The organism is Lysinibacillus sp. NPDC097868, assembly GCF_044761135.1.
In the GTDB taxonomy this organism is placed as follows: Bacteria; Bacillota; Bacilli; order Bacillales_A; family Planococcaceae; genus Lysinibacillus.
The window spans coordinates 1,967,257-1,981,558 of sequence record NZ_JBIWBS010000001.1; the positions used below are offsets into that span (position 1 = coordinate 1,967,257).

The 14,302-nt window shown below is 36.6% G+C and carries 10 protein-coding genes and 1 pseudogene; 3 read left to right on the top strand and 8 right to left on the bottom strand.

Annotated elements, in window-relative coordinates; translation table 11 throughout:
- Positions 1 to 708 precede the first annotated feature (708 nt).
- Genes ACIQXJ_RS09750 through ACIQXJ_RS09770 form a run of 5 tightly spaced genes read right to left on the bottom strand, consistent with a single transcriptional unit; the run spans position 709 to position 7,854 of the window.
- Positions 709 to 1,752 carry an S-methyl thiohydantoin desulfurase domain-containing protein gene (locus tag ACIQXJ_RS09750; RefSeq protein ID WP_403052733.1) on the bottom strand — a complete coding sequence of 348 codons (1,044 nt, stop codon included), beginning with the start codon at positions 1,750 to 1,752 and terminating at the stop codon, positions 709 to 711.
- A gap of 16 nt (positions 1,753 to 1,768) precedes the next feature.
- Positions 1,769 to 3,343 carry an OPT/YSL family transporter gene (locus ACIQXJ_RS09755; protein WP_403052736.1) on the bottom strand — a complete coding sequence of 525 codons (1,575 nt, stop codon included), beginning with the start codon at positions 3,341 to 3,343 and terminating at the stop codon, positions 1,769 to 1,771.
- 22 nt (positions 3,344 to 3,365) lie between these two features.
- The gene (locus ACIQXJ_RS09760) at positions 3,366 to 4,118 is read right to left on the bottom strand and encodes an IclR family transcriptional regulator (protein WP_403052739.1); all 753 of its coding nucleotides are present in this window, start codon (positions 4,116 to 4,118) and stop codon (positions 3,366 to 3,368) included.
- Positions 4,119 to 4,134: 16 nt separating this feature from the next.
- Positions 4,135 to 5,814, bottom strand: coding sequence for a hydantoinase B/oxoprolinase family protein (locus tag ACIQXJ_RS09765; protein WP_403052742.1), 1,680 nt, complete (start codon positions 5,812 to 5,814; stop codon positions 4,135 to 4,137).
- 3 nt (positions 5,815 to 5,817) lie between these two features.
- Positions 5,818 to 7,854 carry a hydantoinase/oxoprolinase family protein gene (locus ACIQXJ_RS09770; protein ID WP_403052745.1) on the bottom strand — a complete coding sequence of 679 codons (2,037 nt, stop codon included), beginning with the start codon at positions 7,852 to 7,854 and terminating at the stop codon, positions 5,818 to 5,820.
- A 278-nt stretch (positions 7,855 to 8,132) separates the two neighbouring features.
- Here ACIQXJ_RS09770 and ACIQXJ_RS09775 point away from each other — a divergent pair.
- Positions 8,133 to 8,326 (top strand): annotated as a pseudogene (locus ACIQXJ_RS09775) (hypothetical protein).
- A 93-nt stretch (positions 8,327 to 8,419) separates the two neighbouring features.
- Here the strand turns inward: ACIQXJ_RS09775 and ACIQXJ_RS09780 are convergent.
- Positions 8,420 to 10,099 carry a formate--tetrahydrofolate ligase gene (locus ACIQXJ_RS09780; RefSeq protein WP_403052748.1) on the bottom strand — a complete coding sequence of 560 codons (1,680 nt, stop codon included), beginning with the start codon at positions 10,097 to 10,099 and terminating at the stop codon, positions 8,420 to 8,422.
- 212 nt (positions 10,100 to 10,311) lie between these two features.
- Here ACIQXJ_RS09780 and ACIQXJ_RS09785 point away from each other — a divergent pair, with 212 nt between their 5' ends.
- Positions 10,312 to 10,512, top strand: a complete 201-nt coding sequence (locus ACIQXJ_RS09785; RefSeq protein ID WP_004269397.1) for a cold-shock protein — start codon at positions 10,312 to 10,314, stop codon at positions 10,510 to 10,512.
- Positions 10,513 to 10,567: 55 nt separating this feature from the next.
- Here the strand turns inward: ACIQXJ_RS09785 and ACIQXJ_RS09790 are convergent, their stop codons facing one another.
- Both ACIQXJ_RS09790 and ACIQXJ_RS09795 read right to left on the bottom strand, forming a co-directional pair.
- Positions 10,568 to 11,353 carry a VOC family protein gene (locus ACIQXJ_RS09790; protein WP_403052751.1) on the bottom strand — a complete coding sequence of 262 codons (786 nt, stop codon included), beginning with the start codon at positions 11,351 to 11,353 and terminating at the stop codon, positions 10,568 to 10,570.
- 164 nt (positions 11,354 to 11,517) lie between these two features.
- Positions 11,518 to 11,931, bottom strand: a complete 414-nt coding sequence (locus ACIQXJ_RS09795) for a hypothetical protein (RefSeq protein ID WP_403052753.1) — start codon at positions 11,929 to 11,931, stop codon at positions 11,518 to 11,520.
- A gap of 366 nt (positions 11,932 to 12,297) precedes the next feature.
- Here ACIQXJ_RS09795 and ACIQXJ_RS09800 point away from each other — a divergent pair, with 366 nt between their 5' ends.
- Entirely contained in the window at positions 12,298 to 14,289 is a 1,992-nt protein-coding gene (locus ACIQXJ_RS09800) for an alkaline phosphatase family protein (protein ID WP_403052756.1), read from the top strand.
- The last annotated feature ends 13 nt before the right edge of the window (positions 14,290 to 14,302 follow it).

Below are 14,302 nucleotides of genomic sequence, written 5' to 3' on the forward strand. Positions count from 1 at the left end.
TAACGATGTCGCCTTTTCTATAGGAAAAATAAAAAAAGATACATATCAATTGACTAATTATTCAGAATATTGTAGGATAAATATACAGAACAAACTTTATTGTTCTGTAAGCTCACAATTTGCGTAATGTACAAAAGCTATGTGTTTTTACAGTTTTAAACAACTTCAGCGGGTATACAATTGAATACTGTTTTGCAAAGAAATACGTATAGTGTAACCGATCATCTTCAATAAAAGTGAACACTTTCCCTAAAATTTCAAGTTTGTTGACCCGCATAGTGGAAGTACAATACAAAAATGTGAACAACGAGTTAGCTTTGTTTTCGCGTCCGCGAAGGCTTTGACCAAATGTAGCAAGGCTTTATGGATTTATCATTAAACGATGTTACCTTCTACCATGCTTTTACTGAATATGTTTGAACGTAACCTCTACTTTTAATGATTAATGTATAACCAACTATGCGATCATTTTGCGAAAAGCCGCTTCATTAGAGTCGTGTTAACAATATTCGATAATTCATTTAGACAATGAAAGTTCATTTAAGCCATAAGTAAGAAATACGTTATGAAGGAAGTAGGAAAGAAATTGATCGTATGTAATACCCACCCGCTGAAGGAACAATAAAAGCTGCCCATCTCGATGAGATGTTGGCAGCTTTTATGAATTAGGTTGCTTTCTTTCTATTTTAGCATTCTATTTTTTCCTTTTTACAAACCCTTACCAATAACCGTATCAATTTCCTGTAATAGCTTGGCATTTTTCATCGTTGAGCTTAAATTTAAATGGCTTTGATCAACTTGAATAACAGCTATATGCATGCCTTCTTTAATGCTAGCACTTGGTATAGGTACCATCGCTTCAATATCAAATGTCATTATTAAATCTGGAAATCTCGATTGAATAGTCCCTGCCTTTGATAATGTCATATATTCATTCCAGAAAGTTAATTCAACATCCTCAACAGTTAAGCTATCGACATCAAAGCCGTTCTCCTTTATCAAAGAAAAATCCTTTACTGCTCCAGATACGATACGTTCGCCATTTAACAGTTGAATAATATTATCTAATTTTTCATCCATTGTTCGCCCATATAGGAAGCTATATCCGAGCTCAATAGCGGCAGATATTGCATTTGGTGCACCATGTTCCTTCAAATAGCCTATTGTTACTGGATTACGTGTCACCGCTACCATTCCTCCAGCTAGAATAGAAGCATGACGAACTGTTTTTGCAGTGTTTTGTAAATTACCTTCAGCTAAGCCTTGAATAGCGTAATCATCTTTTCCACCTGCATAAAATTGAACGGATTGATAATCTTGTTGCTCATGTAGGTTTAAGGAACCCATTATGGCAGTCGGGTGAGCCCGTCCATTACAAGGGGCATCAACAACTGGTACGTTCAATAATACCGATTGTAACCAACCATTGATTGTCGTTATAGCACCATTTTCATTCGTAATAATTCCTTTTAATCGATGATCCATATAAGCATTCATATGTTGATAGCTCCAGCATAGCTGTTCATTGGATACATATTGTTCTTCCGCTGAAGGTGCTCCAACCATCGCTACGCAGGCTACTAAATCTTCATGGTTTAATGCAGTTAGATCGATAAGTTGAGGGTTTCCAGCAGCGAAAATTTCCTCAACTAACTTTAAGCCTTCCCCTAGGAGGCCACCACCGCCGCCTCCTAGGATTGCCCCTCCATAAACAGCAGCTAAACCATCCTCATACGTTAACACCTTTACCATCTGCACTTCCCCCTTTCTATTTTCCTATTTTCAGAATGGAAGAAAAGAAGCTATATAAAGCGTCTCCAGCAATAACACCTGCTGCAAAAACAGTCATTTCAGATTCTCTCTTACCTTTTGTCATATAAGTGAAAATAACACGAAGTAAAATACCTACTAATACTGCCCAACCAGCTATAGGATTGATTAGTAATAAACCAGTCGCAAACAGAATACCCATTTGTCTCTTTGAACCGCCAATTAATTGAATCAATGCCCCAGGAATCGCCCAGATCAATAGCTGTTTTGCTACGTCACCAGTCACTCCTGATTGGATAGTGGCTGCGTATACATGGTTGACAGGTGCTACTAAACCCTGTTCAAAATAAGATTGATATGAAAGTAAAACTACAACAGCAGCTATTGAAAATGCTAGCATACCAGCAATCATTTGCTGTTTACGTCCTTCTTTTTCTAATACAGGATCACTGCCATTTCCACGTAAAATAAAACCTGTTTTCAAGTCATAACCCATATCTGCAAATGCTACCCCTGTTGCCGCACTAAAGCCAGCTAACAAAGCAAGAGCAGGTGCCGGGAAACCAATTAATATTCCGACAATTAGTGTGATAAACGCTACTGCAAATGCAGGGAACCAGCCTGCATGCATTGCAGCAATCCCAACGATAAGTTCGTGAACAAATGCTGCAATTGTTGCGAAAATGATAAAGCCGATGAGCATGCCAAAAGACATATGTGAAATCATACCACCTATTAAAGCAATTAATAATGCAATCGCTAAATAAGCAATAAAACCTACACCGAAACCTTGTCGAATTTCTTTTTGGTCTTTTGAATAGATTAATTCTTCTGACTCTTTAGTTGCTCTTTTACCTAGCAAAGTAAAAGCAACCTGGAAAAGGGCTACAATGCCCGCTCCAATCATAACACCATGTGGTATATAATATTCATTCAAATCGACATTAAATAATGGAACAGAATAACCTCTCAGTAAAAGACCAATTCCAAACATCGTAAGCGCCCAAATATTTCCGATAAATGCTACCCCAAAAGCTGACATTGGAATTTTAAGAACAGACCCCACAATACCGATTAACACACCACCAATTAATACCTTTGCATTTTTACCGCCTTTATCGCCAGCTTTAATAGCCTCTGCTGTTGCAATCCCTGGTGGCCAGGTACCTGTTGCTGGGAAAATCTTTGTATCAAAAAATTTATATAATAATAAAGCATCCACAAACATCGCTAATATAACACCAATAAACAATGGTAAAACTAAATTTTCATACCCTAAAACATACGGAATACCAATTGGCAACATTAAACTACTCGCTGCACTAAACGTAGCCGAGGATATTGCTGTCTGTATAATATTTTGTCTATGCACGGATTTGAATGCAATTAGCTTGCCAATAGGAATTCTTCCTAAAATCATCGCAAATATCGCACCAATGATGGATGTATTAGCAGAAATACCTAAAGTCGTAATTAGCTGTATCCCAATAATTGCCCCTACAACAGATGTTAAGACAATCATTAGCAAAGTTACAGGCTCCAAAGCCCGCGGATGTAATACTTTATTATTCATAATGTCAGGTCCCCTATTGTTGTTATAGTTTAGATATGTGAGATTGAATTTGATGAGCAATTTTCACTAACTGTTCAAGCATGTATTTCTCCCTTTGATCGTCAATGTCATATACTAATCCAGAAATCGTTAGAGATGCCATGATTTCTTTCTTATGATTGAATAATGGTACACTTATACCAAAAGCATGTTCATTGTACTCCCCGACAGTAACACACCACTTATTTTTTCGTATGGTTTGTAACTCCTCTTGTAAATTATCAAGTAGCTTTTTATGCTCCTCTTCAGACTGCTTTTCATGAAAGTAGGCTAACAATTCAAGCTGCCTTTCTTTGTCTAAATAGGCAAACATAACTTTACAGGAAGCACCAATATAAAGCGGTGTTTTTGTACCTAAAGACACCGCATATTTTATATTCTTACTACTTTCAGCAATTTTTGTTGTGACTCCATACTCATTATCCATATAAGTTAGAAAGACTGATTCATTGATTTCACTTGCAAGACTTTGCATCAATTCATAAATTGTAAAGTGAGGGTCATTTGTATGGGAGAGCATGTCATGAAATATAAACATTTTATAACCTAATTTATATTTTTTTGTAGCTTCATCCTGTAATAAATACCCTGCTTCAGTAAATGTATTGATCGTTCTTTGCACAACACTTGTATGCAATTTTGTCATGCGTGCAATTTCACGTACACCTAAAGCACTTTCTGTAGTTGCAAAGCATTCTAGTATATCCAACGAGTTTTTTAATGTCTTGACAGTCATTTATATATTTCTCCTTTTATGCGTTTTGGTAACCGTAACGTTTTTCAGCTACCTCTAAAGAAATATATCCATTTAATAGATCTTTTTCAATTGCTTTCGTACTTCTCTCTTGTGGATTGCCATAGCCTCCCCCTGTTGCTGTGACAAGTTCAATACGATCGCCTTTCTGTAATTCATAATTGGCGAGCACTCCTACTGGTCCGACCTTTGTACCATCTTTTTTATGAATAATCAGATAGTTATGCGAGCCTTCCTCACCATCATTTAAGCCAAACGGTGCAAATTTATGTCTACCTAAGTTGACAGAAACCTTTTGGCTATCATGATTAACGGTATAAACTCGGCGTACACCTAAGCCACCTCTATATTGCCCTGCACCAGCACCATCGCAATTTAAGCTATATTCATCAATCTGAATTCCGTATTTTGTCTCTGCAATTTCAACTGGAAGATTATATGTTTCTCCATCTCCCATACAATATTGTCCACTTTGCCCATCGTCATCATTTGACGCTCCCCATCCACCTACTGAAGGCTCAACTATTAGGAAGGATTCATTATTTTCAGGATTTTTGCCTGTTAAGATAAATGTACAAACCGACTGTAAATGGCCTGCTGATAATCTTTCTGGTAAATGAGGTGCAAGCGCCTTCCAAATTAAGTCTGCTGCTCCAATACGTGCTTCAAAGTTCATTGAAACAGGATGTGGACGCTTGGCTGATACAATTGAATTTTCATCTGTAAGGATTGTTAAGCGTTTAAAGACACCTTCGTTAATCACATCAATATCTCCAAGTAATGCTAAGAACATTACACGAACACTAGCCATTAAACCAAATTGTGAACAGTTTACTGGCACATTCACAGCAGGGTGTGAGCCTCTAAAGTCACAAATAAATTCTTCATCGCTAATCGTTACTATCACTTTAATTGGATAAGGTCCACCTTTTAATGGATCGCCCTCAATAAAGTCTTCTGCATAAAATTCACCTTTTGGTAGATGTTGAAGCTCAAGCTCTACAATTTTTTCACCCTTGTCCAATAATTTTTGAATGGACAACTTCACCGATTCAGCACCAAATTTCTGACAAAGCTCTGAAATCCGTTTCTCACCTGTTTTCAAGGCTGCTACTTGCGCTAACATATCTCCAATAGATAGCTCTGGTAGACGAACATTTGTAGATATAATTTCATAAATGCCTTCGTTAAGCTCCCCCTTTTGATAAAGCTTCACACCTGGTAGCTGAAGACCTTCCTGATAGATTTCATTTGAATTACTTGTAAATGAACCAGGGTCCATCCCACCTACTTCGGTCCAATGTGCTTTATTTGCAGAATAAGCAATAATTTCTCCATTGTAGAAAATTGGTAAAACTAATCCTACATCTGATAAATGCGAGCCTCCCCCAACATAAGGGTCATTTATAATGATGACATCACCTTCGTTTAATTTTCTCCCATTATCATATTTTTCTATGACACGTTGAACCATTGGACTTAACATCCCAATAAAACTTGTCACACCATTACCTTGGCTAATCAAATTACCCTTGGCATCAGTTAAACCGCAGGCATAATCTAAAACCTCATAGATAACAGGGCTCATCGATGAGCGTGCTAATGCAACAAACATCTCATCTCCAATGGCCAGCAATGAATCCTGAATAATTTCTATAGCAAAAACATCTTTTTTCATGTGTTATTTCCCCTCCATCTCTACAATTAGATTTCCGTATTTATCTATTTCAATAGATTGCTTTTCATTTATCACAACTGTAGATGTAGGACTTTCCACAATAGCAGGACCAGCAATAACATAGTCAGGTACTAACTTTTGTTGATCGTATACGTTAACCTCTACCCAGCCTGTTTCTTTGACGTATAGCTTTCGTGTTGCTTTTATACATGTCGAAGCATCAATATGTGAGAAATCTAACTCCTTAAACTGGACCGCTTCATCTTTTCCATAAATCGTCAGATGTAAATTTACTAGCTCTATTGAAGTCTCTGGTAAGTCAAAAGCGAACTCCTGTTTATGTTTGATATGGAAAGCTTCTGCTAATTGAGCTAGCTCTTTTTCATGAAGCGAAATATTAGAGGCATTTAATTTAACTGCATGCTCTTGACCTTTATAGCGCAAATCATAATTAATCTCGAAATAATAATGTTCCTTCGATAAAGGTGCATCCGCATAAGCATTTTCAATAGCCTCATCAATATTTTTTTGGATAGCAGTTAAATGATGATTATCAAAATTCATTAAGCTGGTTTGAATATAATCTTGTCGATATTCTGTCATCAACATCCCTAATGCTGAAAAGACTGATGAGCCATAGGGAATAATAACTTTCTTCATGCCCAGTTCTTCAGCTAAATTAATCGCATGTAGTGGACCACCGCCACCAAAGGCAACCATTGTAAAATCCTCAGGGTCATAGCCTTTACGAATAGAAATGAGCTTAAGAGCATTTAGCATATTAGAGTTGGCAATATCTAAAATTCCTTGCGCTGCTTCTTCTGCTGTCACATTAAACGGTTTTGCAATTGCTTCAGTAAGTGCTTCCTCCACTTTGTCAATAGACACTGGATTATCGAAATTTTCTAATGATAATCTACCTAAAAAGACATTTGCATCTGTAATTGTTGGCTGCGTATTGCCTAAACCATAAGCAACAGGTCCTGGATTTGCTCCAGCAGAATCTGGACCAACTTTTAAGGAGCCGAATGGATCAACGCGTGCGATGGAACCACCACCATTACCGATTTCAACAATATCTACAACAGGTGTTTTAATCGGATAACCTGCAAATTTTTCATTTCTTTCAATATAGTAATCTGTTGTAACATTTACTTTTCCTTCCGTAATGAGTGAACATTTTGCTGTCGTTCCGCCAACATCAAATGCAATGATATTCGCTTCATTTAAAAGCTCTCCTAGTTTTGCGGCACCAAACATACCCGCTACAGGACCAGATTCAACTAGATTAATTGGCAATTCCATCGCTTTATCAAAGCTTGTCGTTCCACCGTTTGATTGCATTATTTTCAAATGATCTGTTATACCAATCGAGCTTAATTTTTCTTTTAGGTTTTTTAAATAAGCGTGTGCAATTGGTTTTACATATGAATTTAAAACAGTAGTATTTGTTCTTTCGTATTCTCGATATTCTTTAATCGTTTCGCTTGAAAGTGTGATGTACACCTCTGGCCATAGCTTTTCAATTTCTTCTTTTAGCTGTAATTCATGAATTGGATTTTTATAGCCATGGATCAATGAAATAGCAATAGCCTCTACACCTAATTCCTTGAATTTACTAACAATTACTCCAACTTCATCGGTATTAAGCGCTTTCATAATATTTCCTTTAAAATCGATGCGCTCATCAATTTCTTGTCTTAAGTATCGCTCTACAAAAGCTTCTGGTTTTTTATATTTAAAATTATAAAGGTCTGGACGATTACCACGAGCAATCTCTAATACATCACGGAAGCCTTTCGTTGTAATCAGCCCGACTACGCCCCCTTTTCTTTCCGTTAATGTATTAATAATGACCGTTGAACCATGAATAAATGATTCAATCAATGAATCTTCCGTAACGTGTCGCCCTAATACATTTAAAATACCGTCCTCAAAATGACCTGGTGTCGTATGTCCCTTATCAAAATGAAGATTTCCCTTCACATCTGTGTAAACTAGGTCAGTAAATGTACCGCCGATATCTGTTGCGATTTTCAAGACTTCATCCCTCCGTGTTCCTATTATCGGAACAGTGTTCCAATTAAGAATTAAATAAATTATATTTAAAATAAAAAGAAAATTCAATGTATTTTTTAAATAAAAATTCATTTGACAATTAAATTCATGGTAAAAACCCTCTTTTTCTTACCATTACATTTTATAAATTCGCTTTTATTCGTGTTATAAAAACACAAAAAGACCCTGGTTATACACCAGAGCCCTAAACTACATAATTATAAAAAAATCATATCCTCTATAGGAGAGGATAATTATAAATAAAAAGCCTTTTAGAAAATATAAGTTTATTGGAAAACGTTTATGAATTATCTATCGCCATACTTCTTCTATGTTCCCTGTTTATCGTAAGACTTCTAGAAAGATAAAGCGAGAAAGAAAGCTTTCTGCCTTTGAATTTACAATGAAAACACTCTTTCGAATAGCCCTATTTTTATGGAGTTTTTTTACTTAGTAAATATGGTGCCGATCTACTTTAACTTTTTTAAAAATATTTAAGCTGCCCTTTCTGACTAAAAAAGAGCAGCCTTTAATATTTTATAATTATTTAAAACAATCCTACCGCATGTCCTTCACTATCGACATCCATACGTAAAGCAGCTGGCTGCTTTGGTAAACCTGGCATTGTCATAATATCACCTGTCAGACAAACTAAGAAGCCTGCACCAAGCTTTGGAATGACTTCACGAATCGTTACGGTAAATCCTTCTGGACGACCAAGTAAAGTTGGTTGATCAGATAACGAATATTGCGTTTTCGCCATACAAATTGGCAGAACGTCCCAGCCGAATTTTTCGATTTGCACGATTTGCTTTTTCGCTTGGTCTGTAAAATGAACATCTTTCCCGCCATAGACCTTTTGTACGATTGTACGAACTTTTTCTTCAATCGATTCTGCTACATCGTATAAAGGGGAGAAATTATTATCTTCATCAAGGACAGATAGTACTTGCTCTGCTAGGGCTAATCCGCCTTTGCCGCCCTCTTCCCAGACATTTGTACGGGCAATGCGAACATCATTTTCATGACACCAGTTTAGCACTGCTTCAAGTTCAGCTTCCGTATCTGTAATAAAACGGTTTAACGCGATAATTGGTTCAACACCGAATGTGCGAATTGTCTCCACATGTTTCGCTAAGTTTTCAATGCCTTGTAACAACGCAGGCACGTTTTCTCCAACGAGTGCAGTTTTTGCTACACCGCCATGCATTTTCAATGCACGAATCGTAGCTACAATTACTACCGCACTTGGTTTGAAGCCTGCTTTTCGTGCTTTTATGTTCATGAACTTTTCAGCGCCTAAATCGGACCCGAAGCCCGCTTCTGTTACAACGATATCCGCAAGCTTCCGCGCTGTTTGTGTTGCCATAATCGAGTTACAGCCATGTGCAATGTTAGCAAATGGGCCGCCATGAATAATAGCAGGTGTTCCTTCTAATGTTTGCACTAAGTTTGGTTTAAAGGCATCCTTTAATAGCAGTGTTAGTGCGCCTTCTACTTGTAAATCACGCACAAAAACCGGCTCACGATTATACGTATAACCGATGACGATGCTTGCTAAACGCTCACGTAAATCATCGATGCTTGTAGCTAAACAGAATACCGCCATTATTTCCGAGGCAACTGTAATATCAAAGCCATCCTCACGTGGCATTCCTTGCACCGGACCACCAAGACCGATAACCACTTTTCTAAGCGCACGGTCATTTAAGTCCATTACTCGTTTCCAAATGATACGGCGAGGATCAATGTTTAATGCATTCCCTTGATGGATATGATTATCTATAAAGGCTGAAAGCGCATTGTTGGCCGTTGTGATGGCATGCAAGTCGCCAGTGAAATGCAGGTTTATATCTTCCATTGGTACAACTTGAGCGTATCCTCCACCTGTCGCGCCTCCTTTTACACCCATTACTGGGCCAAGAGAAGGCTCACGCAATGCGACAACAACGTTTTTCTTTAATTGATGAAGTGCATCTGCCAACCCAACCGTTACTGTTGATTTTCCTTCACCCGCTGGAGTTGGGCTTATCGCTGTCACTAAAACGACCTTCGCATCATCGCCCTGTGCTGTTATTTTTAAAGGATCTATTTTTGCCTTGTAGCGGCCATATTGTTCTAGTGCATCTTCTGGAATACCTGCCGCTTTTGCAATGTCTATAATAGGCTTCATAACCGCTTGACTAGCGATTTCTAAATCTGTTAAAGGTTGATTCTTCGTTGTCATGTGGCACCCTACTTTCTATATTATTTAACTCCATTATAGACTTTATTGAGAAAGAAAACACAGTTAGTTACGCAATATTTCGACAATCAATTGACAACTGTAATCAATTCATGTATGTTCTAAGAGAAAATGCAATTTTTTCATTTTTTATCAATTATGCCAAGAGTTAATTGATAGTATTTTACATTCAAGCGCATTGGAGGCGAATGCTTATGCAACAAGGAATCGTAAAGTGGTTCAATAACGAAAAAGGTTATGGCTTTATTGAATGTGATGATGGAGAAGATGTATTTGTACATTTTACGGGCATACAAGAGGAAGGCTTCCGTACACTTGAAGAAGGACAGAAGGTTTCATTTGATGTAGTGGAAGGCAATCGTGGCCCTCAAGCGTCAAATGTTGTGAAATTATAAGCAACAAGGAGCTGTTCAACAAATGAACAGCTCCTTCTTTATTTTTATTATGTCATTATGGGTTAAGCCAATAAAATGCTCCAGGAGAAATTAATGTTTCCTTCGTCCGATCTGTATCTCTCAACGTAACACCGAACGGCCCTTCACTTTTTCGACCAAGCATCATTTTTGTTGCGGCAGCTTCTTCGTAAAAATCTAAACGAATATTAGGCAAATGTAATGAAATAAACTCCGAGTGTACTTCAGGCTCTGATAATTGTAATACTTCTTGCCATACCTTTGCAGTTGCTCTCGCATCTTGGACATAAAACTGTACTGACTCCATCGAAATATTTTGTGTTGTTTTTAGTGCGCCACTTGCCTCTAATTGTGCGTAACGCTCCTCATCCCCATCAGCCCATTCAATAAAAAATGGAAAATCGATTACTTGCTCTTGTTTCCCGAAATGTAATAGTTTCCATTCAACAACTGATCCATCAGGTCGTGTTCGACTACAAGCATCTGGTCCATAAACTTCTAAACCTAGCGCACGTAAACGCCGTGCCTCTTCTTCTATTTTTGTAGTACGTAAAGCAATTCTAGAAAAACCATAGCACTCATTGTCCTGTTTAAAAGTATAATGTAAGGAATACGGTAATTTCGCTGCTTCCTCAAATAGCGCATGATCATAAACCGCTATTTGTTCAATGTAGCTTAACCCAAAATAGCTTAATGTGTTATACGTTCCCCACATTGTGTGCTGACCACCATTTACGGTATGGATATGACGTTTATTTAAAAAGACTTTCATATTTTCCGGTGATTGAACTTGATGAACGATATGATCAAAATACAAAGTCATTCTTCTTCCCCCTTTTTGTCCTTTCATTATATACTTAACCTGTTAGTTTTCTAGGTTTAAATTAAAATTAGGAATATTCAAATAATTAATGGTGTTTAATTGGCTATTTGGAAGAGTAGAGATTAATCATAACTACAGATCTATGTATATTGTCATACACTATTTTATTCACTTTCACTTTTTAAATTATTAAAAATGCTTAGCATGAATGTTAAACCTGCAACAATCTCAATGAAATAGGAACTTATAACTTTAGTAAACCATACACCACCTATCGGATTTGACAAAGGCAAAATTGTGGACAATGGCACATAAATCGAAATGAGAAAACAAGGAATAAACACACAAATAAGTAAAGGCAAATTTAAATGAATGGTCCATTTTTTTATAAAAATAAGTGATAAATAGACACCCCACAAAAAGAGAGTAATAAAGTTAGCCCAAATAACAAGAGTTATACTAAATGTTGAAGCTGACATAACTTTAATTTCATTTTTAATATCAAAACTGATTATTGTTAATAAAAATAAACCTATAACCCACATTAATTTCCATAAATAAGGTGACCATTTTTTCATAAAAAACTCCTCCTTAGCCTCATAGAAGTTTAATTTATTATTATTAATACGCCCCAAAATTCAAATAGTTCCAAAATAGTCCTTATATTATAAATTATTTGCTTTTTAAAATGAACGCCAGTACGTAACTACAGAAAAGTTTCATACATAGGAAAAAGGGTAATTTATTGATAAATGAATTAAACAGAATCAGCTAGAGTTTAAAAGGAGCTATATCCATAGTCGTTTTTTCGACTTTTAGATGCTCCTTTTCATAGTCAAAAATATTGATATAACAGACATTCTTCATTTTGTCTTTTGTTAATGTGCTTTTTTTGGACAAACTAATTTTTTTAAGAAGAGCTAGCGGTCAGAAAGGATAAGAAAATGAAAAAAATTTTTTATGTAGGCCTAATCATCCTTAATTTTTGCCTATTTACCATAATGAAGGAAGTAGAGGCAAAGGAAAATCACGAAACGGATCGAAAGGTCATCCTTATCTCGTTTGACGGAATGAAAAATGACTATACTAAAAAATATGTTAAAGAGAATAAATTACCTCATATCAAACAGATGCTAGAAAATGGCGTTACTGCCGAAAAACCTACTACTATTACCCCTTCTCTTACTGCGCCTTCACATGCAGCAATTGCAACAGGGGCTACACCGAAACAAACCGGCATCGTAAGTAATCATTTCCACGAACCAAACACAGCTTTAGATAATGAAGAAAGCGGTTTTCAGGCAGAAAGCGAAGTACCTCCTTTATGGGTAGAAGCTCGAAAACAAGGGAAAACAACGGCCACTATCGCTTTTCCTGGTGCTAATCCCAAAGAGGAAAAACAAGGCGATTATTCTATATATTTTGGAGAAACTTGGTCTCCAAGCAAGTTGGAATCGTTAACCTTTAAGAAAACTACTGAATGGGTTCAATCCCCTAAAAGCTTCAGTCCTTTAAAGGAAGCGGAATTCTCCATTAAAATGAAAAATGAAAACAATCGTCTCATTCACATTTTGGCGATTGACTCAACTGATGATCAAAATGAAAACTATGACACGTTTATATTATCTGAAGATAAAAAAGTAGATTCTGAGGACGCTATTGTAAAAGGAAGCAAATGGGGATCACTTCCAATCCAAATAAAAAATCATCAATCTGCGGGCTTTTGGTTCAAAATGAAAGTAGATAACGAAGACCTTAGCCGTCCTGTAAAGTTGTACCGAACAGCAGTAACTTCTAGTCGAATTAGTGGTCCTAAAGGATTTGCCGAAGAGATTGAGAAGGAATTTGGATTTTACCCAGCACAAGATGATGATAGTGCCCTTGAGAAAGGATGGATTACAAGAAAGGAATATGAGGAGATTAGTAAACGACATATCATGTGGGTCACAAAAGTTTCTCTTTATATAAAACAGCAATACAATCCTGATTTGCTAATGTTTTATACACCGCATATTGATCATGAACAACATAAATATTTATTAATAGACCCTCGTCAGCCAGACTATTCAGATGAAAAGTCAAAAAAATATATGAGCTATATCGAGTGGTCTTACCGTTTAGCCGACGAAGTAGTTGGTGAAACATTGAATTCCCTAAAAGACAATGATTATTTGTTTGTCGTCTCCGACCATGGAATGGAACCTGCTCATTCTACTCTTTCGCCTAACAAAGTATTACAAGATGCAGGGTTATTAACGGTCGATCAACAAGATAAAAATAAAATTAATTATGCAAAATCGAAAGCATATGCCATTCCAAGCGGATCAGCAGCAAATGTATATATTAACCTACAAAACCGTGAAAAAGGCGGAATTGTCCCTCAAGAAGAATATAATCATATCCGTGACCAGATCATCCAAGCTTTTAAAGATGTCGAAGTCACATATAATAAAGGAGTATTGCTTCAATATGAAATGAAAAAAATGAAGTCTGCCATACAAACGGACAATTATTCGTTCTCTACTTTTCAACAGCATGTCAAAAATATTTGGAGCCATCTGTTGGAACCAAGAATCCATCCTTATGAAAGTGTATTGAAAAATGAAAATATAACCCTTTTGGAACATCAAAATGCAGGCGATGTCGTGTTAATAGGTGCACCTGGCTATGTTATTGGTAGCGACGTTGAAAAAAATGTAACGCCACCAATTGAATTAGGGACACATGGAGGAGATGCAAACAGAAGCATGCTTAGACCTATTTTTATCGCTACTGGAGCAGAATTTTCAAAAGGAAAAGAAATTAAATCCACATCTAATTTAGATATAGCGCCTACAATTTATGATTTATTAGGGTTAGAAATACCTTCATTTGTAGAAGGTGAAATAATTGAAGGTATTTATAGAGGTAATAAAATGAAGGAACTCGGGGAGTGAATAATACATTTTT